At 59.1% G+C, this 21,642-nt stretch carries 24 protein-coding genes; 14 read left to right on the top strand and 10 right to left on the bottom strand.

Annotated features, from left to right (window positions below; genetic code table 11):
- Positions 1–40: 40 nt before the first annotated feature.
- The gene (locus tag FB593_RS13895; RefSeq protein ID WP_003513431.1) at positions 41–1,243 is read right to left on the bottom strand and encodes a pyridoxal phosphate-dependent aminotransferase; all 1,203 of its coding nucleotides are present in this window, start codon (positions 1,241–1,243) and stop codon (positions 41–43) included.
- Positions 1,244–1,452: 209 nt separating this feature from the next.
- Between FB593_RS13895 and FB593_RS13890 the strand changes: the two genes are divergently transcribed.
- The 4 genes from FB593_RS13890 to FB593_RS13875 all read left to right on the top strand — a co-directional run bounded on the left by FB593_RS13890 (position 1,453) and on the right by FB593_RS13875 (position 4,542).
- Positions 1,453–2,382, top strand: a complete 930-nt coding sequence (locus tag FB593_RS13890) for an EAL domain-containing protein (RefSeq protein WP_038491745.1) — start codon at positions 1,453–1,455, stop codon at positions 2,380–2,382.
- 145 nt (positions 2,383–2,527) lie between these two features.
- On the top strand, positions 2,528–2,839 hold the full coding sequence (locus tag FB593_RS13885; RefSeq protein ID WP_013636575.1) for a hypothetical protein: 312 nt from the start codon (positions 2,528–2,530) through the stop codon (positions 2,837–2,839).
- Positions 2,840–2,980: 141 nt separating this feature from the next.
- Positions 2,981–3,883 (top strand): DMT family transporter, encoded by a 903-nt coding sequence (locus FB593_RS13880; RefSeq protein WP_145166685.1) that lies wholly within the window; start codon positions 2,981–2,983, stop codon positions 3,881–3,883.
- Between the two features lie 443 nt (positions 3,884–4,326).
- Complete coding sequence (locus FB593_RS13875; RefSeq protein ID WP_003494703.1) at positions 4,327–4,542, top strand: cold-shock protein; 216 nt, start codon at positions 4,327–4,329, stop codon at positions 4,540–4,542.
- 92 nt (positions 4,543–4,634) lie between these two features.
- Here FB593_RS13875 and FB593_RS13870 read toward each other — a convergent pair whose 3' ends face one another.
- Entirely contained in the window at positions 4,635–5,279 is a 645-nt protein-coding gene (locus FB593_RS13870) for an MBL fold metallo-hydrolase (protein ID WP_025594124.1), read from the bottom strand.
- A gap of 233 nt (positions 5,280–5,512) precedes the next feature.
- Between FB593_RS13870 and FB593_RS13865 the strand changes: the two genes are divergently transcribed.
- From FB593_RS13865 to FB593_RS13845, 4 genes are all read left to right on the top strand, one after another.
- Complete coding sequence (locus tag FB593_RS13865; protein WP_003513439.1) at positions 5,513–6,112, top strand: DUF1236 domain-containing protein; 600 nt, start codon at positions 5,513–5,515, stop codon at positions 6,110–6,112.
- A 202-nt stretch (positions 6,113–6,314) separates the two neighbouring features.
- The gene (locus FB593_RS13855; RefSeq protein WP_003513440.1) at positions 6,315–6,842 is read left to right on the top strand and encodes a MarR family winged helix-turn-helix transcriptional regulator; all 528 of its coding nucleotides are present in this window, start codon (positions 6,315–6,317) and stop codon (positions 6,840–6,842) included.
- Positions 6,843–6,844: 2 nt separating this feature from the next.
- Complete coding sequence (locus tag FB593_RS13850; RefSeq protein ID WP_019565223.1) at positions 6,845–7,558, top strand: response regulator; 714 nt, start codon at positions 6,845–6,847, stop codon at positions 7,556–7,558.
- A gap of 30 nt (positions 7,559–7,588) precedes the next feature.
- Positions 7,589–8,968 (top strand): ATP-binding protein, encoded by a 1,380-nt coding sequence (locus tag FB593_RS13845; RefSeq protein WP_003513442.1) that lies wholly within the window; start codon positions 7,589–7,591, stop codon positions 8,966–8,968.
- A gap of 121 nt (positions 8,969–9,089) precedes the next feature.
- Here FB593_RS13845 and FB593_RS13840 read toward each other — a convergent pair whose 3' ends face one another.
- The 4 genes from FB593_RS13840 to FB593_RS13825 form a co-directional block, all read right to left on the bottom strand.
- Entirely contained in the window at positions 9,090–9,431 is a 342-nt protein-coding gene (locus FB593_RS13840; RefSeq protein ID WP_003513443.1) for a tRNA-binding protein, read from the bottom strand.
- Between the two features lie 27 nt (positions 9,432–9,458).
- Positions 9,459–10,277 (bottom strand): pyrroline-5-carboxylate reductase, encoded by an 819-nt coding sequence (proC, locus tag FB593_RS13835; protein WP_013636581.1) that lies wholly within the window; start codon positions 10,275–10,277, stop codon positions 9,459–9,461.
- Between the two features lie 2 nt (positions 10,278–10,279).
- Positions 10,280–10,780, bottom strand: coding sequence for a YbjN domain-containing protein (locus FB593_RS13830; RefSeq protein ID WP_006311131.1), 501 nt, complete (start codon positions 10,778–10,780; stop codon positions 10,280–10,282).
- A gap of 432 nt (positions 10,781–11,212) precedes the next feature.
- Positions 11,213–11,476: an accessory factor UbiK family protein gene (locus FB593_RS13825; RefSeq protein ID WP_013636582.1), complete on the bottom strand. Its 264-nt coding sequence runs from the start codon at positions 11,474–11,476 to the stop codon at positions 11,213–11,215.
- Positions 11,477–11,784: 308 nt separating this feature from the next.
- Between FB593_RS13825 and lgt the strand changes: the two genes are divergently transcribed.
- The 6 genes from lgt to FB593_RS13790 all read left to right on the top strand — a co-directional run bounded on the left by lgt (position 11,785) and on the right by FB593_RS13790 (position 17,840).
- Positions 11,785–12,597, top strand: a complete 813-nt coding sequence (gene lgt, locus FB593_RS13815; RefSeq protein WP_029658791.1) for a prolipoprotein diacylglyceryl transferase — start codon at positions 11,785–11,787, stop codon at positions 12,595–12,597.
- Between the two features lie 15 nt (positions 12,598–12,612).
- Positions 12,613–13,713 (top strand): class I SAM-dependent methyltransferase, encoded by a 1,101-nt coding sequence (locus FB593_RS13810; protein WP_097100646.1) that lies wholly within the window; start codon positions 12,613–12,615, stop codon positions 13,711–13,713.
- 160 nt (positions 13,714–13,873) lie between these two features.
- Positions 13,874–14,668: a peptidoglycan editing factor PgeF gene (pgeF, locus tag FB593_RS13805; protein WP_019565220.1), complete on the top strand. Its 795-nt coding sequence runs from the start codon at positions 13,874–13,876 to the stop codon at positions 14,666–14,668.
- Positions 14,669–15,820, top strand: coding sequence for a M24 family metallopeptidase (locus FB593_RS13800; RefSeq protein WP_025594132.1), 1,152 nt, complete (start codon positions 14,669–14,671; stop codon positions 15,818–15,820).
- Between the two features lie 90 nt (positions 15,821–15,910).
- The gene (locus tag FB593_RS13795) at positions 15,911–16,687 is read left to right on the top strand and encodes a hypothetical protein (protein ID WP_145166684.1); all 777 of its coding nucleotides are present in this window, start codon (positions 15,911–15,913) and stop codon (positions 16,685–16,687) included.
- 220 nt (positions 16,688–16,907) lie between these two features.
- Positions 16,908–17,840, top strand: a complete 933-nt coding sequence (locus FB593_RS13790; RefSeq protein WP_003513466.1) for a ribose-phosphate pyrophosphokinase — start codon at positions 16,908–16,910, stop codon at positions 17,838–17,840.
- Between the two features lie 231 nt (positions 17,841–18,071).
- On the opposite strand, the gene FB593_RS13785 is transcribed toward FB593_RS13790, so the two are convergent.
- Genes FB593_RS13785 through FB593_RS13770 form a run of 4 tightly spaced genes read right to left on the bottom strand, consistent with a single transcriptional unit; the run spans position 18,072 to position 21,540 of the window.
- Positions 18,072–18,920 carry a phosphatase PAP2 family protein gene (locus FB593_RS13785; RefSeq protein WP_003513468.1) on the bottom strand — a complete coding sequence of 283 codons (849 nt, stop codon included), beginning with the start codon at positions 18,918–18,920 and terminating at the stop codon, positions 18,072–18,074.
- Positions 18,910–20,418: an ArnT family glycosyltransferase gene (locus tag FB593_RS13780; RefSeq protein WP_186447919.1), complete on the bottom strand. Its 1,509-nt coding sequence runs from the start codon at positions 20,416–20,418 to the stop codon at positions 18,910–18,912. Before FB593_RS13780 ends, FB593_RS13785 begins: the two co-directional genes overlap by 11 nt.
- The gene (locus tag FB593_RS13775; protein WP_019565216.1) at positions 20,393–20,680 is read right to left on the bottom strand and encodes a lipid-A-disaccharide synthase N-terminal domain-containing protein; all 288 of its coding nucleotides are present in this window, start codon (positions 20,678–20,680) and stop codon (positions 20,393–20,395) included. The genes FB593_RS13780 and FB593_RS13775 overlap by 26 nt, the downstream gene beginning before the upstream one ends.
- 20 nt (positions 20,681–20,700) lie before the next feature.
- Positions 20,701–21,540 (bottom strand): glycosyltransferase family 2 protein, encoded by an 840-nt coding sequence (locus FB593_RS13770; protein WP_038491769.1) that lies wholly within the window; start codon positions 21,538–21,540, stop codon positions 20,701–20,703.
- Positions 21,541–21,642 lie beyond the last annotated feature (102 nt).

Raw genomic sequence — 21,642 nt, 5'->3', positions numbered from 1 at the left:
GCATCGCTGCCGGGCTTTGTTATTCAATATCCTAGACCGATCAGCGGCAATCGGCGCAGAAGCGCTGGATGCGCTTGCAGGCCTCTTCCAGCAGTGCTTCCGACGTGGCGTAGGAAATGCGGAAGTTCGGGCCGAGGCCGAACGCCGATCCTTGCACGACGGCAACACCTTCGGCTTCCAGAAGCTCGGAGACGAAATCCACATCCGACTCGATGACCTTGCCGGACGGCGCGGTCTTGCCGATCATGCCGGCGCAGGACGGATAGACGTAGAATGCGCCTTCCGGAGCCGGGCAATTGATGCCTTTCGCCTGGTTGAGCATGGAGACGACGAGATCGCGGCGGCCTTCAAAAATCTTCTTGTTGGCCGGAATGAAATCCTGCGTGCCGTTCAGCGCTTCGACAGCCGCCCACTGAGCAATCGAGCTGGCGCCCGAGGTCTGCTGGCCCTGGATCATATCCATGGCCTTAATGAGCGGCAGCGGGCCGGCTGCATAGCCGATACGCCAGCCGGTCATGGCATAGGCCTTGGAGACGCCGTTCATAGTAAGCGTGCGGTCATAGAGCGAAGGCTCCACCTCAACCGGCGTGACGAATTTGAAGTCGCCATAGGTCAGGTGTTCGTACATGTCATCAGTCAGCACCCAGACGTGCGGATGCTTGACCAGCACGTCCGTCAATGCCTTCAGCTCGTCATGCGAATAGGCAGCGCCCGAAGGGTTGGACGGCGAGTTGAAAACGAACCACTTGGTCTTCGGCGTGATCGCCTTTTCCAGCGCTTCCGGCTTCAGCTTGAAATTGTCTTCGAGCGTCGTGTCGACGAAGACAGGCGTACCGCCGCAGATCGCCACCATTTCCGGATAGCTGACCCAGTAAGGTGCAGGAATGACGACTTCGTCACCCGGGTTGAGTGTCGCCATGAAGGCGTTGAAAAGGATCTGCTTGCCACCGGTGCCGACGATGGTCTGCTCCGGCTTGTAGTCCAGACCGTTTTCGCGCTTGAACTTGTCGGCAATCGCCTTGCGCAGTTCAGGAATACCTGAAACGGGCGTGTATTTCGTTTCGCCGCGCTTGATGGCGTCAATGGCGGCTTCCTTGATGTTTTCGGGCGTATCGAAATCCGGCTCGCCGGCGCCAAGGCTGATCACATCGCGGCCCTTCGCTTTAAGCTCACGGGCTTTCTGGGTAACAGCGATGGTGGCGGATGGCTTTACGCGGGAGAGAATGTCGGCAAGGAAGGCCATTTTTAATCGGTCCTGTTGTGGTTGACATCGGCAGAGGCGGAAAATCCTGTCTTCTGCGGCATTTTCTATGTCGAAAGACAGGCGCTCTTTCAAGGTCAAAAGCAGCATATGTGACACGGGGAAGAATTTAAACCTTCCTTAACCCGGAAGTAACGCTTGATGCGCTATATTCTCCGGCTAGAGGTCGTGTCTCTGTAGCTGGTTGAAAAATGGCGCCCAAAAGCATCTTTTCCAGTCTTGTCCGCGAGGTCGATGGCACATGGTCCACGGCCTATGGCACCTTCAACTTGAAATCCGCCCTGCAGCCCATCTTTCGCCGAACGATGAACGGCGCTCTCGACATCGATTCCTTCGAGGGTCTGGTGCGTCCCCATCGCAACGGCGAACCTGTGACACCGGGTGAATTCTTCTCGCTGGTGGCGCCTGAAGATATAGAGAATATCGACAGTATTCTGCGCACGATCCACATTCTCAATACCGGCAGGCTCAATCGTTCGCGCGCCCGCGTTTTCGTTAACTTCCATCCGGGCCTGTTCCAGACCCCGGCCAAGATGCGTCAGGAAGTGGAGCGCATGCGCCTTACCGCCCACGAGGCCGGCATGACGGCAGACCGCATCGTCTGCGAAATCTCCGAGAAAAAAGTCTCCGATACGCAGATGGTCGCCGACTTCGCCTATCATATGCACGACATCGGTTTTCGTGTGGCGCTGGACGATTATGGCGCGGGCGATTCCGACATTGACCGGGTGAAACTCATCAAGCCGGACTATGTGAAATTCGAGGCAGGCTGGGTGCGTGATTTCATGCAGAATTCGGCAGGCGCCGCCCTTCTGCGCGTCATCGTCAGCCAGTTTCGCGACGATGGGATAGAGCCGGTGTTCGAAGGACTGGAAACCGGCAGGCAGGTGGATATCTGCGAGGACCTCGGCGTCCTGCTGATGCAGGGATACGTGTTGGCAAAACCCGAACTAGCGCCGACGAGTTTCGATGCGCGCTTTCCCGAACTCGGCAGCGGATATTTTTCACCCTCGCCAAGGTCGGACAGAAGCGCTGCGACACCGGCATTCCCGCGTGAAGACCGCCCAGCCGAGCCGCATACCCTGCGCCAGACCAGAACCTTCGGAAAACGCGGCCTTTGAGGCGGTTGACAGCGAAATTGTCCCGAAATCGGCTTTGCCACGATATTGCCACAATAAATACTGCGGAACGCCTGAATTCGGTCTCCAAGCCGTCCATTTCGGAGCCTCTTTTATCCTTTGAGAACAGGGACAAGAGGCGATCGCCATGTTTACCAACGACAGGACATCAGTTGAACGGTTAAGGGCGCAGAGAACGCTGTTTTCGCTCTGGATGGCCATTGCCGCCTTTCTTGTCGTCGTCACCATGGCCGCCGGGATCGCAACCTCGGCCAATGCAGCCCCTCAGGCAATCGACACCCTGCAGACATCCTCTATTCCGCAGGTGACGGCAACCGCGCGGGCGGGCGGGCACATGTTGCTGGTTATCTTCTCGGCCGCAGCCTTCATCAGCCTCGGCATAGGCGGCCTCGCGCTCACCCGGCGAAGCCTGAAGGACGAGGCCCGCCGCCACAAGTAAGCCGCCCTCTCCTCGACTTGCGGCATCGGCGTGTTGCTGCTAAAGCACAGGGGAAGTCGTCAGAACGACGTTTCAAAAATCCCCGAAATGCCAAGGCCGCGACGGAATGATCTTCGGGCCCCTGCTGTGCTGGTGCCATCAATGACGCGTATTCAGGCCAACATGCTGCTTCTGCTCGCCGCGGCGATCTGGGGAGGCGGTTTCGTCGCACAATCATCCGCCATGGCCTCGATCGGGCCATTCTGGTTTGTCGGTCTGCGCTTCGCCATTGCCGCCATCGCCGTGCTGCCATTCGCCCTGATGGAAAACCGCTCGAAAAAATCGTCGCCACGTCGCAGGGAAATCGGCGGCTTCGTCCTTGTGGGCCTCGCCCTGTTCGGCGGCGCGACGACGCAGCAGGTCGGGCTTTTGACTACAACCGTCACGAATTCCAGCTTCCTGACGGGACTTTACGTCATCTTCGTGCCCGTGATCGCCGTCGTTCTTTACCGGCGCCATCCCCACTGGATCGTCTGGCCCGGCGCCCTGATGATGCTGGGCGGAATTTTCCTGCTCTCGGGCGGCGCATTCGAGACGCTGACGCAGGGCGATATTCTCAGCATCATCTGCGCCTTCTTCTGGGCAATCCAGATTACGCTTGCAGGACGTTTCGTTTCCGAAAGCGGACGGCCGCTTGCGCTCTCATGCACTCAGTTTGCGATTTGCTCTCTCTTGAGTTGCATGATCGGCCTTGCGGTAGAACCCATCAGCATGGCGTCCATAGAGGGGTCGCTGGCGGAAATTCTATACGTCGGCCTCGTATCCTCCGGCCTCGCTTTCGTTTTGCAGGTCGTTGCCCAGCGGTATACGACCGCGCCGCAGGCTGCGATATTTCTCTCTTCAGAGGCGCTTTTCGGTGCCTTGCTGGCGTCGATTTTCCTGAAGGAAACCATTTCCAACGCCGGTTACATCGGCTGCGTGATCATTTTCGCCGCTATATTGATCGTCGAACTGGTACCGGAACTGACGCGTAAACGGCAAAAAACCGTCGTTGGAACGGCCTGACGCAGAAAGAACTGATTTTTCTGTTTCGAGGAAAAATCGTACCACCGCATTCAAAATTTTGCCCGGAAACCGAAGGCAACCGGCAATTATTTCATCAATTATCAAATATGCGGAAAAAATGTGCGACTACGCGCAGGAATTCTACCGCAGGTTTTTATCCGACAAAAAGCCCGTGAAAACTTTTGCTTGCCAATTTTCCATAAACGCAGCAATCTACTGCGGTTCGGGCAATTTGCGAGCATGGGAAGGCCTATAAATTTGCGCACTGGGGACGCTATAAACCTCGGGCGGTGGGACGAAAAACGTTGGATGAGAACGCCATTACTTCCCGCTGTGAAGGTCCTTTTTCTCAATAGTCAAGAGCTGCCTGCCAACGCCCTCGCAGGGCAAAACTGTAATGCTGCCTGTAGCTGAACGCGGGCAGAGCGAAAAGGACCTGATGCATGGCCGAAACTGGCACCGTAAAATTCTTCAACACAGACAAAGGCTTCGGCTTCATCAAGCCAGACAATGGTGGCGCTGATATCTTTGTTCATATCTCTGCCGTACAGGCTTCCGGCCTGTCCGGACTTTCAGAAAATCAGAAAGTGAGCTTCGACACGGAACCGGATCGTCGCGGCAAGGGCCCGAAGGCAGTCAATCTGCAGATTGCTGGCTAACCCTAAAACGGCTTTCATTTCTAGTTGAAGCCCGGCAGGAATGCCGGGTTTTTTTATGCCCAATCCGGAGGCGCCAATACGCGCCCGGAAACTCAGATCCCCTTGAGATAGGGGTTGGTGCGCCGCTCCTCGCCAAGCCGCCCGCCGGGGCCATGGCCGCAGATAAATCCGACATCATCACCCAGCGGCAGCAGCTTGTCGCGAATGGACGCCATCAGTTGCTCGTGGTTCCCGCCCGGCAGGTCGGTACGCCCCACCGACCCCGCAAACAGCACGTCGCCGACATGGGCGAATTGCTGGTCGCGATTATAATAGATGACGTGACCTGGAGCGTGACCCGGGCAATGGTAGACTTCAAAGACATGATCCCCGAACGATACCGTGTCGCCCTCATTCAGCCACCTGTCCGGCAAAACGTTCTGAAGACCGCTGATGCCGTATTTCTCAGCCTGGGTCTCGATCCTCTCGAGCAGCGGTCGATCGTCCTCATGCGGGCCGATCACCGGCAGGGAAAGCTTCTCGCGCAGTTCCTTGGCGCCGCCGGCATGGTCGAGATGGCCGTGCGTCAGCCAGATTTCCTTGAGCGCGATGCCGTTTTCGGAAACCACCTGAAGAATGACATCCACATCCCCACCGGGATCGACGACAACGCCTTCCTTCGTATCCTCATCGAAGAGAATGGTGCAGTTCTGCTCGAACGGCGTGACCGGAATAATGCCCGCCTGCAACTTTCCCATATCCCGTGTCTCCCTGTCTGACAAATCCCGCCTCCTATAGCCTGCGGCCGGTTCCGGCACAATGGCGGAGGAAAAAGCAACGGTTTCCGGTGACCTTGCCACTTTCAAAACCATGAGTTAATTCAATCAGATATCGGATATTTTCCCGCTCGAGACGGGAGGTATCTGTGAAAAATGTGGAACGCCCTGAAGGCTGCGACGTTGTAGGTCCAGTCTTAAAAGGAGTGAGACACATGGACAAGACGCTTAAAATGCTCATGGCTGGCGGCGCTTTCGCCCTCATGGCCGGTTACGCAAACGCCGCCATGGTCGCCACAACAGCATCGGACGTTTCCGTTCGTTCGGGCCCAGGCGAGGATTATCCCGAGCTTGGCCTTGCCACCCGTGGCAGCAACGCGGTTCTGGATGGCTGCATGGACGGCAGCAGCTGGTGCCGCATCGAAGTCAACGGCCTGCGCGGCTGGGCACATGCAGATTATCTGAATGTTATGTATGAGGGCTCTCCCGTCATTCTCGAACAGCGCCGCTCCGATATCAGCGTGCCGGTCGTGACTTACGAGAAGACCTCGAGCGTACAGGCAGAACCCAACCCCGGCGATCCGAACCTTGGCCGCGTCGGTGAAGTCAATCCGCCCGAAACAGTCATCTCCTATATTGACGAGCACCCTGCGGACACTGTCACCTTTGATGGCGAGGTAGCGGTCGGCAGCACCCTGCCCTCCGATACCCGGCTCGTGGAAATCCCTGATTACCAGTATCGCTACGTTCAGGTGAACGACGTGCCTGTTCTGGTGGAGCCATCGACGCGCCGGATTGTCTACGTCTACCAGTAGACGCGAACTCGATACCGGCAGCATGAAACCAATGAAGAGCGCGGGCTTTCCGCGCTCTTTTCTATTTCCGGTAAAGGCCAGTCAGGATTCCAGTTGCACCGGCACCCGCAGCATATTATCCACCGCAACAGAAAATGATCGCGGCATCCTCCCGAGCGGACGCATTTTCGGCTATGTTTACAGAATATTGGCGCATCGACGCATGTCAGCCGCAGAATATGAAGGAACCGCAGTGCCACCGCAATCGCTCAAAACCGCAGCCGCCAGGCAGACACCGGCACTCCCGAAGGTTGACGACGGCAAGATCGACTTCGATACGATAGAGGCGCTGTTCTTCGCGTATCGCGATTTCGTCTCAGATCCAGATGTCATTCTTTCGAAACTGGAATATGGGCGCGCGCATCACCGGGTGGTCTATTTCGTCAGCAGGCAGCCCGGCATGACGGTGGCGGATCTGCTCGACACCCTGCAGATCACCAAGCAGAGCCTTGCCCGCGTGCTCAAGCAATTGATCGACGACGGTTATATCCGCCAGATGGCTGGCCCGGAAGACCGCCGCCAGCGCAGGCTCTATCCAACGCTGACAGGGCGCGAACTGGCGCTGGCGCTGAGCGAGCCGCAGTCGCGCCGGATCGACCGTGCGCTGGAAGGGCTTGGACCCGACGCCCGCGCTTGCGTTCGCAAGTTTCTGGCGCAGATGCGCAGCCCGACACCGGGGGAAGGCGACTGACGATGGCCACGGCAACGACAAAACTCCCTCCCGCCGATGACGATGCGGCCCACCTTCTGATCGTCGATGACGACGCCCGCATTCGCAATCTTCTGCAACGTTTCCTCGGCGACAAGGGATACCGCATCTCCGTCGCAGCAGATGCGGCAGAAGCCCGGCGCAAGATGGTCGGCATCCGTTTCGACCTTCTCATTCTCGACGTGATGATGCCGGGGGAAAACGGGCTTTCGCTCACCCGGTCGCTGAATGAGAACAAATCCGTGCCGGTCATTCTCCTGACCGCCCGCTCGGAGGCGGATTCGCGAATTGCTGGGCTGGAAGCCGGCGCGGATGATTATCTCGCAAAGCCTTTCGATCCGCGCGAACTTGTCCTTCGTATCAACAACATCCTGCGGCGCAACACTTCGCCGGATACGCCCAAGATCGAACAGATCATGTTCGGCCCCTACAGCTTCTCTATCCCCAGGAAGGAATTGCGGCGCGGCCCTGAAACGATCCGCCTGACGGATCGCGAACAGGAGATCATGCTGCTCTTTGCACTTCGCGCCGGCGATACCATTCCACGGCACGAGCTGGTCGAGGCGGAATCCGAAGTGGGCGAAAGAACAATCGACGTGCAGATCAACCGCCTTCGCCGCAAGATCGAGGACGACCCTGCCAACCCGGTCTATCTGCAAACGGTGCGTGGCATCGGCTACCGCCTGAGCGTGGATTGACAAGGACAAACGAAAGGCGGGCGCACAGCCATGGCGAGCCTCGATTTTCTAATCACTGTCAGGAATAGCGGCGTAGCGAAGACCTGGCGCGCATTTACCAGATGGCTTCGCCACTGGCTGCCCACCGGGCTTTATACGCGCTCGCTGCTGATCATCATCCTGCCGATGATCCTGCTTCAGGGCGTTGTCGCGGCCGTTTTCATGGAGCGTCACTGGCAGCTGGTTACCGAGCGCCTTTCCTCCGCCGTAACGCGCGATATCGCAGCGATCATCGAGCTTCTGCAAACTGATGAGGAAGAAGACGACTATCAGCGCGTCATCCGCATCGCTCGCGAGAAGCTGGGTCTCAGCATCTACATCGAGCCGAAGGCCGATTTGCCGGCCCCGAGACCAGAACCGTTGTTTTCCATTCTGGATACGATCCTCGCCAATCAGCTGACCCAGCAAATCGGCCGGCCATTCTGGATCGATACTTATGGCAACGGTTCCCTGGTTGAAATACGTGTCCAGCTCGAAGACAAGACGCTCCGCGTCTTTACCAGTCGCAGCGCCGCTTATGCCTCCAACACGCATATCTTCCTTGTCTGGATGGTCGGTGCATCGCTGGTCCTGATCGCCATTTCCATCCTGTTTCTGCGCGGGCAGATCAAGCCTATCGAAGCGCTTGCCAAGGCGGCCGAAAATTTCGGCAGGGGCCAGAAGATCAGCGCCTATTCCCCACGCGGCGCAGACGAGGTGCGGCGGGCGGGACTTGCCTTCATATTGATGCGCGAACGCATCGAGCGGCAGATGGAACAGCGCACTGCCATGCTGAACGGTGTCAGCCACGACCTGCGCACCATCCTCACCCGTTTCAAGCTGCAACTCGCGCTTGCCGGCGACAATCCTGATCTGGAAGGGTTGGACAAGGATGTCGAGGATATGCAGTCGATGCTGGAGGCCTACCTCACCTTTGCCCGCACCGATGTCGAGGAGGATGTCGGCACGCTGGAGCTTCCGGCACTTCTGGAAAAAATCGACTATGATTTCGAGCTGCACGGCAAAAAATTCAGCTATGAGCTTTATAATATCGACCAGATCATCGCGCGCCCGAATGCCCTCTCCCGCCTCGTCGCCAATCTCGCGGAGAATGCCCGGCGCTATGCCAGCAAGCTCCATATCGACATCCGCAAGGCGCCACGCTCCATCATCATGACGTTTGATGATGACGGGCCGGGTATCCCGGAAGCGTCAAGGGAGGATGTCTTCAAGCCGTTCTTCCGGCTGGACGAGGCACGCAACCTCAACGCCTCTGGCACCGGGCTCGGCCTCTCCATCGTCCGCGACATCGCCCGCAGCCATGGCGGTGACGTATCGCTGGACGACAGCCCGATGGGCGGATTGCGGGTAATCGTCAAAATTCCGGCGTAGAGCAGCGGAGAGAAAAATGTGACGCGGCTCGCCCGCTTGCGTCATTCCAGCCTTGAACCGGAACGACGGAGAAAGAATGTTCAGCCTGCGCAATCTTCTGGTTGCGTGTTGTTGTGCGTTCTCAGCACATTTTCTCGCCGTTCGGCACCGGCCGCTCCACCGCGGCAAGCACGATGTCGCCGTTGCCATCGGCAAACCCCAGTGTCAGAACTTCGGAGCGGAACGGGCCAATCTGGCGCGGTGGAAAATTCACCACACCCAGCACCTGTCGGCCGATCAGACTTTCCGGGGTATAATGCACCGTGATTTGCGCCGAGGATTTCTTGATGCCGATCTCGGGGCCGAAATCGATCTTCACCTTGATCGCCGGCTTGCGTGCTTCCGGAAAAGGCTCTGCCTCAACGATCGTGCCGACACGGATATCGACCTTCTCGAAATCGGCATAGGAAATTTCACTGCTCATGCCATGCTCCCGCCAGCCTGCTCGTCTTCAACCAGCCAGTTCTTCGGCGCGATTTTTCGCCGCAGCGATCGCCTTGTCAAACAGGGGCTGCATGCCGTCTTCGGCCATCAGCACCGAAAGTGCGGCGGCCGTTGTACCGCCCGGCGAGGTAACGTTCTGGCGCAGGCGCGCCGCCTCGTCAGAAGACTGATGCAGGAGTTCGCCAGCACCGGCCACGGTTTCACGCGCCAGCCGCATGGCTATATCCGCCGGCAGACCTGCCTTGCGACCGGCTTCCGCCATGCATTCAACCAGATAGAAGACATAGGCCGGACCGCTTCCCGAAACCGCGGTAACCGCGTCGATATCGCTTTCGGTTTCCACCCATTCGACCGGACCGCTGACCTTCAGCAATCCATCCACCACGGCTTTAAGTGCCGGCGTCACCAATTCGTTGGCATAGGCGCCCGTCACGCCACGGCCAACCATGGCCGGCGTGTTCGGCATGGCCCGCACGGCGGCGACCGAGCCGAAATGCGAAACGAAAGTGCCGATGGTGGTGCCGGCCGCAATCGAAACCACCACGGTCTCGGGTCCGAGCAAGGGCTTGAGGGAGGGTAGCACTGCTTCCATCATCTGCGGTTTTACCGCGACAAACAGAATGCCCGCCTTCACGCCGTCAGGCACGCTTTCGCTATGCGTGGCGCCCGCTTCCGCAATTGTCGTGCGCATGGCGTCGGAGGGGCGCGGATCGATGACGATAACCTGCGAACCCGGCACGCCCTTTTTCAGCCAGCCCGAAAGCAAAGCGCCGCCCATATTACCCGCCCCAACGAGGACGAGAGGACCGGAAGCCCTGTAGACCATTTTCAAGCTTCTCCGACGGTCTCGAACATGACCGCTTCAATTGCACTTTTCGCATCCAGCCCTGACCATACGACGAACTGGAATGCCTGATAATATTGTTCGCATGCCTCAAGCGCGCTGGAAAGCAGCACTTCCACCTGCTGGTTGTTAGGCTCCGCACCGCCAGCCAGAAGCAGCGACTGGCGGAAGATCACAACATCTTCCTGCCGCCACAGATCGAAATGACCCATCAGTACCTGGCCGTTGACCTGAGACAACAGGCGAATGACTTCGTTGACGCGCTGATCGGGCACCTTGATGTCGAAGGCGCAGGCCAGATGCAGTGCCTCGAAATCTTCCATCCAGGAAAAGGAAACGTGATAATCGGCCCAGTGGCCCGCCACCGTCATGGCGATCTCGTCTTCGCCGGAACGTTCGAACGACCAGTCGTTCGAGGCGGCGACAATTTCGATCATGTCCACGGGATTGGACTGGCGCTCAATTTCAAATTCTATCAGGCTCATGCGGCACCTTCTCATCCGGTATGGATGTTCTGTTTTGAACGCCGGGCACAAAACGCACACACAAACCGGATTCAACACTTGAGACGATTGCCCGACACCAACAGAGTTACACATTCACCCTGTGTGGAGCTTACCAGGTTCGTTTCGAATCATCATTTAAAATCAGTGTATAATGGCCGAGTCCTGCTGCCACCCCTCGGGCAGCATTTTTACTTTTTGAACAGTGGATATCTTCTCCCCCATCACCTCAGGCGAGATACATAAGCGACTCTGGCAATTGCGTTTTTTGGAAGTGTCCACAGGCCTCAAAAAATTAACGATGGAGGCAGGTCCGGATCGACAGGGAATAATTTCGGGTTGCATGGCCCGCAAACAAAAAGTCCCGGAATCGCAGGCGATCCGGGACCTCTTGATGAAAAAGCGCGAAAAGAATCAATCCTTGGCAGCAGAAAGCTTTGCTTCCAGAGCCTCGATGCGAGCGCGCAACGCATCGTTTTCATCGCGCGCCTTGATCGCCATCTCGCGCACCGCGTCGAATTCCTCGCGCTTGACCACGTCGAGGCTGTTCAGCCAGCGATCCGCCTGTGCGTGCAAGGCAGCCTCGGCCTCCTTGCGCATTCCCTGCGCAGCGCCCGCCGCATCGGTCATCAGCTTGGCGAATTCATCCAGAAAACGATTGGTGCCTGTCGTGGTCATGGCCCTGTTCCTTCGTCGGTTCAGGGAGCGTTCCGTTCCCTGCTGTTGATGCCTTTCAGGTAGGCACTCGACAGCCGCCTTGCAAGCAAAATCGAAAAATCCACATGGCTTGCAATGGCCTTCGGCATCGCAAAGCGTCCCTTGAAGAATAATCTTGACCGGCGCTGCGGCAATCGCCATTTTCCTCGCGTAAAGAGACCGGAGAGCATCATCGCCCGCCTCCTTGAGGCAATGGGTCATTCTGTTGTCCGCCCAGCAACGATGACGGAATATACGGATTGTTAGCCGCTCCCACCCAACTTGCCATCATGCCATTTCCGAATATCGATCCGGTTGCCCTGTCTCTCGGGCCTCTGGCGATCCATTGGTACGGCATTGCCTATGTCGCCGGCATCATGCTCGGCTGGTTTTATGCCCGCCGCCTTGCGCTTACGCCTCGCCTGTGGCCAAACGATACATCGCCAATCTCGGCGCAGCATCTTGACGACTTCATCCTGTGGGCAGCCGGCGGCATCGTGCTTGGCGGGCGCATCGGCTACATCCTGTTTTACGATCTTGGCGCCGTCGCCGCAAACCCTATAAGAGCCCTTGAGATATGGAACGGCGGCATGTCGTTCCATGGCGGCCTGATCGGCACGACCATCGCCATGATCCTCTTCGCCCGCAAGAACGGCATCCCTGTCTGGAGCATGTTCGATATCATCGCAGCCGTCGCACCTGTCGGCCTGCTGTTCGGACGCATCGCCAATTTCATCAATGGCGAATTGTGGGGACGTATCGCCGACGTTCCCTGGGCCGTCGTGTTCCCGACCGGCGGGCCGTTTGCGCGTCACCCCAGCCAGCTTTACGAAGCGGGACTTGAAGGCCTCGTTCTCCTCGTCATTCTGGCGGTCACCATCTACGTTTTCAGGGCGCTCAAGACACCTGGCATCGTAACCGGCATCTTCGTTTGCGGTTACGCGCTGTCGCGCATCTTCGTGGAATTCTTCCGCGAGCCGGACGCCCAGATCGGTTATCTCGCGGGCAACTGGCTGACCATGGGCATGGTACTCTCCACGCCGATGTTCCTTCTTGGCCTCTGGGCCGTCTTGCGTGCGCGGCGCGCGAAAATACGCGCTTAAGCGGAATGGCCTGCCATGACGACACCGCTTGCGCAACGCATCAAATCCCTCATCCGCCTGAACGGCCCGCTCAGCGTCACCGATTTCTTCTCGCTTTGCCTTGCCGATCCTGAACACGGTTATTACCGGAGCCGCGAGCCTTTCGGCCGATCGGGCGATTTCATCACCGCTCCGGAAGTCAGTCAGCTTTTCGGCGAAATGCTCGGCGTTTTCGTGGTTCACGCCTGGCAGCGCCATGGCGCACCCGCAGATATTCGTCTGGTGGAAATCGGCCCCGGCCGCGGCACCATGATGTCTGACATGCTGCGCGTCATCCGCCGCATCGCCCCACCGCTTTACGAGACGATGCGGGTGCATCTGGTGGAGACCAGCCCTCGCCTTTGCGCCATCCAGAAAGAGACGCTCGCTGCGCATGCCGAACGGCTGACATGGCATGACAGTTTCGATGCGGTGCCGGAAGGTTTCCTGCTCCTCGTCGCCAACGAGCTTTTCGACGCCATCCCAATCCGCCAATTCGTGAAAACGCCGCAGGGTTTCCGCGAACGGGTGGTCAGTCTTGGTACCGATGGTGAACTGGTCTTCTCGACTGGGCTTGCCGGCATCGACCCGGCGCTGCTGCCGCCCGGCCCGGAACGGCAGCCGATTGGCAGCATATTCGAGATCGCACCCGCCCGCGAAGCCGTAATGACCGCAATCTGCCAGCGCCTGTCCGCATATGGCGGCACCGCACTCGCGATCGACTACGGCCATCTGGTCGCCGGGTATGGCGACACATTGCAGGCCATGCGCAACCATGCCTTCGACCCGCCGCTTTCTCATCCCGGGCAAGCCGATCTGACCAGCCATGTCGATTTCGAAAGCCTTATCAGGACGGCTGAGGCAAACGGCGTTCATGTCAACGGCGGCATCAGGCAGGGCGACTTTCTTTATGGTCTTGGCCTGAAGGAACGGGCAACCGCCCTTGCCGCAAAAGCTACACCCGACCAGACGCTTGAAATCGCCGAAGCGGTCAACCGTCTCGCTGGCGAAGGGGCTGGCAGGATGGGGGAACTTTTCAAGGTCATCGCCGTTTCAAGTCCCGCGCTCCATCTCATGCCGTTTCGCGCGGTGGATTGACAGTGCAATCACCTCTGGGCCAACATCGGCCTAGAACGAAGCAAGCGAACGCAGACACACTGCACCAGACAAACGCCGCGCAACGCCGTGGCAACAGGAAACATCTCGCTTAACGCATCCCACTGGCCAACAGCGACATTCTCCAAGGAACTCCCGCACCATGCAGAACGAAACGCTGCCGCTCCCCATCCAGAGCCCCCTGCTTGCCGCCTTGAGTGAAAACCGTGTCCGTCACGGTTTCTTCACCCGGCAAGGCGGTGTCTCCGAGGGGCTTTATCAGGGCCTCAATGTCGGCCTCGGTTCGAATGACGAGCCGGAACTGGTGCAGGAAAACCGCCGGCGCGTCACGCAATGGTTCGGCTTGTCTCCGGAACGTCTCGCCACCGTGCATCAGGTCCATTCTCCTGATGTCCTTGTGGTCGATGAAAGCTATGACGGCAGCCGCCCGCAGGCCGATGCGATGGTGACGGCGACGCCGGGTTTCGTGCTCGGCGTTCTGAGCGCCGATTGCGGCCCGATCCTTTTTGCGGACGCTGAAGCGGGCGTTGTGGGTGCCGCCCATGCCGGCTGGAAGGGTGCATTGTTCGGCGTGCTCGAAAACACGATCGAGACCATGAGGAAGCTGGGCGCCAGCCGCGAACGTATCTCCGCCTCCCTCGGCCCCTCCATCAGCCAGGCCAATTATGAGGTCGGGCCTGAATATGTGGCGCGCTTCACCGATTTCGATCCCGCCTATGCGGCCTATTTCACCGCTTCGGACAAAGGCGGCCATGCGCTATTCGACCTCAAGCAATTTACAGTAGACCGGCTGGTCAATGCGGGCGTGAGAGCGGAAAACCTCGGCCTATGCACCTATCCTGATGAAGAACGCTTCTATTCCTACCGACGCACGACCCACCGTGCCGAGCCCGACTACGGGCGGCAGATTTCCGCAATCGCAATTCTGGAGGACTAAATGGCCCTGCACTTCGAGCTCTCGGAATTCGATGCCCGCCGCGAACGGCTGATTGCGAAGATGGCGGAAGAGAAGCTAGACGCCATTCTGCTTTTCGCCCAGGAAAGCATGTACTGGCTTACCGGCTATGACACCTTCGGCTACTGCTTCTTCCAGACGCTGGTGGTCAAGTCGGACGGCTCCATGATGCTTCTGACCCGTTCGGCGGATATGCGGCAGGCCCGGAATACTTCGACGATCGAAAATATTCTCGTCTGGGTCGACCGGCCCAATGCCGACCCGACGCTCGATCTTAAGAACCTCCTCAGCGATCTCGATCTCCTTGGCGCCAAGATCGGCGTGGAATACGACACCCACGGCATGACCGGGCGCGTCGCCCGCCTGCTGGACAACCAGCTTGCCAGCTTCTGCCAGATGATCGACGCCTCCTATCTGGTCAGCAGCTTGCGGCTCATCAAGAGCCCAGCCGAGATCGCCTATGCGAGGAAGGCAGGCAGACTTGCGGACGAGGCTCTGGACGCTGCACTGGAACTCATCAAGCCCGGTGCGGACGAAGCCGCGATCCTCTCGGCAATGCAGGGAGCGGTTCTGGCCGGCGGCGGTGACTATCCCGCCAATGAATTCATCATCGGCTCCGGCGCGGACGCGCTGCTGTGCCGTTACAAGGCCGGGCGCCGCAGGCTCGATGACAAGGATCAGTTGACGCTGGAATGGGCGGGTGTCAGCGCCCACTACCACGCCGCCATGATGCGCACGGTGGTGATCGGCGAACAGGACTTCCGCCAGAAGGAGCTTTACAGCGCCTGCCTGCAAAACCTCACCGACATCGAAGAAGTGCTGCGGCCCGGCAAGACCTTCGGCGATGTCTTCGACGTGCACGCCCGCGTCATGGACGAGCGGGGGCTGACCCGCCATCGCCTGAACTCCTGCGGTTATTCGCTGGGCGCGCGTTTCTCACCGTCATGGATGGAGCATCAGATGTTCCATGCCGGCAACTCTCAGGAAATCGCCAGCGACATGACCCTGTTCGTGCACATGATCGTGATGGATTCCGATTCCGGCACCGCCATGACCCTCGGCCAGACCTACCTTACCACGGAAGGTGCGCCGGAACCGCTCTCGCGCCATAGCCTCGATCTTCTCACAGCTTAAATCTGCACCGGGTTTGACAGAGCGGGAAAACCGGCCCTACATTGCCGCCACCTTGGGCAAGAAGGAGCGGAACATGAGAGGAAACGTCGCATGAGCCGGACGGGGTTTACCCGCCCTTTCCAGACGTTTGTCGTTTCGGTCCTCGCCATTCCGGCGCTGGCGTTGACCCTGTCGGCCTGCAACACCACGGAGGCGCTGACGCCGCAGGTGAATGTCGGGCACAACAGCTCGCAATCGACACCGGTGACGCAGGGCGATCTCGACCAGATGGCTGCCGCCGCCGACCGCGCGCCCGCAGGCGCACCGGCAACCGCCTCTTCCGTGCCCGCTTACGCACCGCAGAACTCCCTGCAGGCGCAGGCACAGGCGCTTTCCAACGGCAATGAGTACGGCGAACCTCTTGGTCAGACCCAGTCTACCGGACAATCTGCAGGCCAGTCACCCGCCAGCACCCAGCCGCCGCCTCCACAGCAGACGGCTGCACTTGCCCCCGCTGCTTCCGGCAACACCATCCGCTTCCTGCCGATCATCGGCGCGCCCGTTCAGGCCGTCACGCCGCTTTCGCGGCAACTGGGCGCCGAGGCGCGGGCAAAGGGGCTGACAATCCGCGCCTCCAACGACAATTCGGCAGAGAACATCCTCAAGGGATATTTCTCCGCCTTCGCCGATGGCAGCAAGGTCAACATCATCTACGTCTGGGACGTTCTGGATGCCAATGGTGTCAGGCTCCATCGCCTGCAGGGGCAGGAAACGGTGGCAGCCAAAGGCAGCGATCCCTGGGCCGCCGCGACCGACAGGGTCATGCAGGATATCGCCGCAAAAACGCTCAACGAGTATTCGTCATGGAAGCAGTCTCAAAGGGGATGAGATGAAACGGCGGGAGAAGTCACAGAGATTTCATGAAAATCATTGCGAAAGCACGGAGTCCTCTTGCAATCGGAAGCAACAACGCTATTAAGGCGCGCATGGCAACAAGGCGTATCCGGCAAAGGCTTTTCAGCCGGATGTTCCTCCCCTTGAACGACGCTTGGTTACGGCAGACACTTTCCCGTGGCGCAAGGCGATTGCATGGAAACAGGCGGGCGCAATGAAGGTTTTCGCAGGCAATTCGAACCGGCACCTTGCCGAAGCGATCTGCAAGTATCTCAACGTTCCCTTGGGAAATGCCACCGTAAAGCGGTTTGCTGACCAGGAAATTTTCGTAGAAATCAGTGAAAACGTACGCGGGGAGGACGTTTTTCTCGTCCAGTCCACTTCGTTTCCGGCAAACGATCATCTGATGGAACTGCTCATCATGATCGATGCCATGCGCCGCTCCTCGGCAAAACGCATCACGGCAGTACTTCCCTATTTCGGTTACGCCCGCCAGGATCGCAAAGCCGGCCCCCGCACACCGATTTCCGCCAAGCTCGTCGCCAACCTGATCACCGAAGCAGGCGCCGACCGCGTTCTGACGCTCGATCTTCACGCCGGCCAGATCCAGGGCTTTTTCGATATTCCGACCGACAACCTCTTCGCAGCGCCCATTCTGGCCCGCGATATCAAGGACCACTACGACACCAACAACGTCATGGTCGTTTCGCCTGACGTTGGCGGTGTGGTGCGCGCCCGTGCCCTGTCGAAGCGTCTGGACTGTCTGCTGGCCATCGTCGACAAACGCCGTGACCGTCCGGGTGAATCCGAAGTCATGAACGTCATCGGCGACGTATCCGGCAAGGACTGCATCCTGATCGACGATATCATCGATTCCGGCGGCACGCTCTGCAATGCTGCCGAAGCGCTGTTGAAAAAGGGTGCAACCAGCGTCACCGCCTATATCACGCACGGCGTGCTTTCCGGCGGCGCCGTTGCCCGCGTGGCCTCATCGAAGCTGCGCGAACTCGTCATCACCGACAGCATCCAGCCGACCACCAGCGTCCAGTCCGCGCACAATATCCGCGTGATCAGCACTGCGGGCCTTCTGGGCGAAGCGATCAACCGCACCGCGCAGGAACAGTCGGTTTCCGGCCTGTTCGACTGAAGCAATCGTTTCTCTCGTACATCTGCAAAATCACTGCATCCGCATACTGTCACCTCGGATTTAGTCCGGGGTCCAGTGCGATCAAGTCTTTGATCGCGTGAGACCCTTTCTTACGGCGCGTCCGCGCCGTGGCTGGATGCTGGTTAAAGTTTGGCATGATGAGAAGAAAGCTTATCAATTTTGCCAGCTATCTCAGCATCCGCAGAGATCGCAGCACTCCATCTGCACCACTCAGGAAGATGCCGTGCCCGCATCCGGCGGTCGTTGCAGCCGTGTGGCGGCGGCCTTGATTTTCGGCCACCAGCGCCGAGCGCGGGTGCGAACAGCATGGCTGCCATTGCGCCAAAGGCTGATGGCATCGGCCGTAACGGCATCGCCGGTAAATAGATGACGATGACGGGCAATTGCCAGCGCCCGGTAAAGGAACAGCGTCGTCAGTGCGGAAAACAGCACGGACATCACCACATCGCTGAGAAAATGCCCGCCAGCTGCAATACGCAGACCGGACATGAGGATGATAGCGCCGGCGGCAGTGCTGCCCATGAAAAGACGCCCGCCCCATTGCAGGCGGTTCCAGACAAGCGCGCAGAGCGGCAGGAAAAAGCTCGCTATGAGCGCCGTTTCCCCGGAGGAAAACGAACAGTTTGAATAACATTGCGTGCTGAACTGGAAAGGCGGCGTAAAAAGCTGATGTCCACCGAAATCGCTGACGCTGAACGGGCGGGCGCGGCCGATATTGGCCTTCAGCACCCCGTTTACCAGAAGCCCGGCGCAGAGCACCACAGGCCCGCAGAGAAAGGCCCAGACGCGCCAGCCCGTGCGCTGCAGCGCCCCCAGCCTGATGTTGCCGACCAGAACGATGAAGGCCAGAAGTGCGGCCAGTTCCGTTAACTCCCGCAACGTATCGCGAAACCATTCCGGAACCGGCAGGCTTCCAGCCCACAGGCGCGCTTCGGGCGAGAAGAACAGGGAAGAAAACTCGAGGTCGATGGACGGGAAGGTCGCGAACAGGATGACGAGCGCCAATGTGGCGAACGTAACCCAGATCGTGATCCGCATATGCGAAAGATCATTGTCCATCGGCAACCCTCGGGATGCATTGTGGCGGCAGACGCCAGAGACCGATTTCCTTGCCCTCGAACGAGCCCGGCCCGGCAACCCAGGTCGACAGCGGCGCCTGGCCATCGAGACAGCCCGGCAGGCTGTCCGCCCTCGCAAGATAGACGGGATTTGTCGCCTCTCCGGCTTTCAGCGGGTAAAGAAGCGCGTAGTGGCTGGAAGGAACGCCGGTTTCAGGCAGAGCGCGCGGCATGAGCAGCTTTTCGTCCCGCAGCTGATAAAAAAGCTCGGCCAGAATGGAGCGATCTGCAGCGACGATTGCATCCGCCCCCGCCTCTCGCGCCCTTGAAAGGCCGGTCGACACAAGCTCCGAGCTGCCGAGATAACGCTTCATCGCCAGGTCGCCATTCGGCAAGCGCAATTCCGTTCCGGCAATCGTCATCAACGGCAGTGCGATGGCAACGATGCCGCCGAGCACAAGGGTGGAGACGGTAAGCCAGCGCCGGGATGCCAGGACAGGCACCGCCAGAAGCACGCCCGCGGCATAACCCCCCACCGCCCAGTTGGCGAGCGCCCGCGACATCAGTCCCTGTGCCGTGATCAGAAGCACGATCGGCACCGAAAGGGCGACAAGCGCCCGGGTTTCAGCGGTTTTGGCCCTGAACGTCGCGACGATCATGCCGATGAAGACGAACGGCCCGACAACACCCGCCTGCGAGAAGAAGAACTCGAGCGCCGGACCAATTTTCAGCTTAACGCCATGCCAGTTGGCATTGTCCGCCGTGTGGCGCGCGGTCATGAAATCATGCGCAGCATTCCACCACAGATTGGGAGCGATGACGGCGGCGCAGACAACTACAGCAATACCGGCGTCACGCCAACGGATGCGCCAGCCCACGCACAGCCAGCCGGCAGCGATGAAGCAGGGCAGAAAATAGATCATCGCATATTTAGACATCAGCCCGAGGCCGAAGCTTAGACCGAGCGCAATGCTCCAGAGCGTCGCGGACACACCGGCAGCGCGTGCTTCCGCGAGCTTGCGCACGCAGATCATCGACAGCACGATGAACAGCATCATCGGCGTATCGGTCGAGATCAGCAGACTGCCGAGCGTCACGGCGGGCAGCGTCAGATAGATGACGGCAGCCAGCGAAGCGAGCTTCGCATCATAGATCATGCGCCCGAGCGCAAGGATCGCCGCGGCCGCTATGCCATGGATGACCGGCGCGGCGAGCCGCACGTCGAAGGTGCTCTCGCCGCCGCTCAGAGTGGTGGCGGCGCGAATGATCCAGCCGATCAGCGGTGGCTTGGAATAGGCGCCGAACGCCATCTCCCGGCCCCACAGCCAATATTGCGCCTCATCAACGAAAAGATCGGTGCGGTTCAAAGCAAGCCCGAGGACGCGCAGCACGGTGACGAGCACGATTGCCGCAAGCGCAAACGTCATCCATTGGCGCTGCTCATTCGCCTGCGCGTAAGGCAGAGCTGCGGCCTCATGCATGCTGGCGGCGTTCTGCATGGATCAACCAGAGATTTCGGGCATAAATGAACAGGCCGGAGGCCTGTCCCAGAATGAAAACGGGATCGCGACGCCAGATCGCGTATAATAGCAGCACAAGGCCGCCGACGATGGAGAAATACCAGAAGGCTACCGGAATGACCGAGCGGTTCGCCCGTTCCGACGAAATCCATTGAACCAGAAAACGCATGGTGAACAGCATCTGGCCCATAAAGCCGGTGCAGACCCAGAGAAATTCCTTCCAGCTGTTCACATGCAGCATGGACCATAAGGCCGGTGCGTTCACGGCGATGTCTCCGTTTTGAAGGTTTCGGCCCAACTTGCCCGCTTGCGCCGCCGCAACAGCCAGGCAACGCCGATCAGGTCGTGGATGCCGACAAGCGCGCGGCCGATATTGGTGTAATGGGAATTGCCATGAAGGCGCGCCCGGTGCGTGACATCGACATGGGCAACCTGCCAGCCGTCGCGATTGAAGAGCGCCGGAAAATAGCGGTGGTGGTGATCGAAATAGGGCAAGGCGAGATAGGCGTCGCGACGGAAAGCCTTGAGGCCGCAGCCGGTATCCCGCGTGCCGTCCTTCAATATCCGCGCCCGCAAGCCATTGGCGAAGCGGGAGGAAAGACGTTTTGCAAGCGTATCGCGCCGGCCGACGCGCTGCCCAGCCACAAGCGCAAGCCGGCTCGGCGCGTTCGTGGCAAGAAGCGGCGCAAGAAGCGCCGGCAGATTGTCCGGCGGGTTCTGCCCGTCTCCGTCAAGCATACAGACAACCGGCGCGCGCGCTGCCTGCACACCGCTATGGATCGCAGCCGATTGCCCGCCCTGCCGGTCATGCCGCACCAGCCGCAGCATCGGATAACGCCCGGCAAGCGAAAGCGCCACATCCGCCGTGCGATCGGAAGATGCGTCGTCCACCACGATAATCTCGAACGGACCGACCGGCTGGCAGGCAGCAACGATCTCAGCGACAAGCGTTTCAACGCTCGCTTCCTCATTGTGCATGGGTACGATAACCGCGAAATCCGGAATAGATCTCAAAGGGGCTCCGTCATATCCATCCGCGGGTGTTCCGCAAACATCGTCGATAGTGGCAAGAGCAGGAGCGCGAAAAGCTTGCATGAATATGAACAGCCGTTGAACTTCGCACGGTATGCGCCCGTTCCATTGCAGTTTTATTACGGAGAATGGCCGGCCAGGGCCTTGGATTTTTTCACGGTATGCGGGAAA

It is taken from the genome of Rhizobium sp. SJZ105 (genome assembly GCF_007828365.1).
Taxonomy (GTDB): domain Bacteria; phylum Pseudomonadota; class Alphaproteobacteria; order Rhizobiales; family Rhizobiaceae; genus Agrobacterium; species Agrobacterium tumefaciens.
Note: the sequence above shows the minus strand (reverse complement) of the source record. Positions and strands in the feature narration are given on the sequence as shown.

Excerpts from the sequence above, each read along its gene's own strand:
- FB593_RS13810 (WP_097100646.1), top strand. The coding sequence starts at position 12,613 with ATGACGACACCGCTTGCGCAACGCATCAAATCCCTCATCCGCCTGAAC.
- FB593_RS13825 (WP_013636582.1), bottom strand. The coding sequence starts at position 11,476 with ATGACCACGACAGGCACCAATCGTTTTCTGGATGAATTCGCCAAGCTG.
- FB593_RS13830 (WP_006311131.1), bottom strand. The coding sequence starts at position 10,780 with ATGAGCCTGATAGAATTTGAAATTGAGCGCCAGTCCAATCCCGTGGAC.
- FB593_RS13785 (WP_003513468.1), bottom strand. The coding sequence starts at position 18,920 with ATGGACAATGATCTTTCGCATATGCGGATCACGATCTGGGTTACGTTC.
- FB593_RS13780 (WP_186447919.1), bottom strand. The coding sequence starts at position 20,418 with ATGCAGAACGCCGCCAGCATGCATGAGGCCGCAGCTCTGCCTTACGCG.
- FB593_RS13855 (WP_003513440.1), top strand. The coding sequence starts at position 6,315 with ATGTCAGCCGCAGAATATGAAGGAACCGCAGTGCCACCGCAATCGCTC.
- FB593_RS13880 (WP_145166685.1), top strand. The coding sequence starts at position 2,981 with ATGACGCGTATTCAGGCCAACATGCTGCTTCTGCTCGCCGCGGCGATC.
- FB593_RS13885 (WP_013636575.1), top strand. The coding sequence starts at position 2,528 with ATGTTTACCAACGACAGGACATCAGTTGAACGGTTAAGGGCGCAGAGA.
- lgt (WP_029658791.1), top strand. The coding sequence starts at position 11,785 with ATGCCATTTCCGAATATCGATCCGGTTGCCCTGTCTCTCGGGCCTCTG.
- FB593_RS13895 (WP_003513431.1), bottom strand. The coding sequence starts at position 1,243 with ATGGCCTTCCTTGCCGACATTCTCTCCCGCGTAAAGCCATCCGCCACC.
- FB593_RS13845 (WP_003513442.1), top strand. The coding sequence starts at position 7,589 with ATGGCGAGCCTCGATTTTCTAATCACTGTCAGGAATAGCGGCGTAGCG.
- FB593_RS13890 (WP_038491745.1), top strand. The coding sequence starts at position 1,453 with ATGGCGCCCAAAAGCATCTTTTCCAGTCTTGTCCGCGAGGTCGATGGC.
- pgeF (WP_019565220.1), top strand. The coding sequence starts at position 13,874 with ATGCAGAACGAAACGCTGCCGCTCCCCATCCAGAGCCCCCTGCTTGCC.
- FB593_RS13865 (WP_003513439.1), top strand. The coding sequence starts at position 5,513 with ATGGACAAGACGCTTAAAATGCTCATGGCTGGCGGCGCTTTCGCCCTC.
- FB593_RS13800 (WP_025594132.1), top strand. The coding sequence starts at position 14,669 with ATGGCCCTGCACTTCGAGCTCTCGGAATTCGATGCCCGCCGCGAACGG.
- FB593_RS13775 (WP_019565216.1), bottom strand. The coding sequence starts at position 20,680 with ATGCTGCATGTGAACAGCTGGAAGGAATTTCTCTGGGTCTGCACCGGC.
- FB593_RS13875 (WP_003494703.1), top strand. The coding sequence starts at position 4,327 with ATGGCCGAAACTGGCACCGTAAAATTCTTCAACACAGACAAAGGCTTC.
- FB593_RS13790 (WP_003513466.1), top strand. The coding sequence starts at position 16,908 with ATGAAGGTTTTCGCAGGCAATTCGAACCGGCACCTTGCCGAAGCGATC.
- FB593_RS13840 (WP_003513443.1), bottom strand. The coding sequence starts at position 9,431 with ATGAGCAGTGAAATTTCCTATGCCGATTTCGAGAAGGTCGATATCCGT.
- FB593_RS13850 (WP_019565223.1), top strand. The coding sequence starts at position 6,845 with ATGGCCACGGCAACGACAAAACTCCCTCCCGCCGATGACGATGCGGCC.
- FB593_RS13870 (WP_025594124.1), bottom strand. The coding sequence starts at position 5,279 with ATGGGAAAGTTGCAGGCGGGCATTATTCCGGTCACGCCGTTCGAGCAG.
- proC (WP_013636581.1), bottom strand. The coding sequence starts at position 10,277 with ATGGTCTACAGGGCTTCCGGTCCTCTCGTCCTCGTTGGGGCGGGTAAT.
- FB593_RS13795 (WP_145166684.1), top strand. The coding sequence starts at position 15,911 with ATGAGCCGGACGGGGTTTACCCGCCCTTTCCAGACGTTTGTCGTTTCG.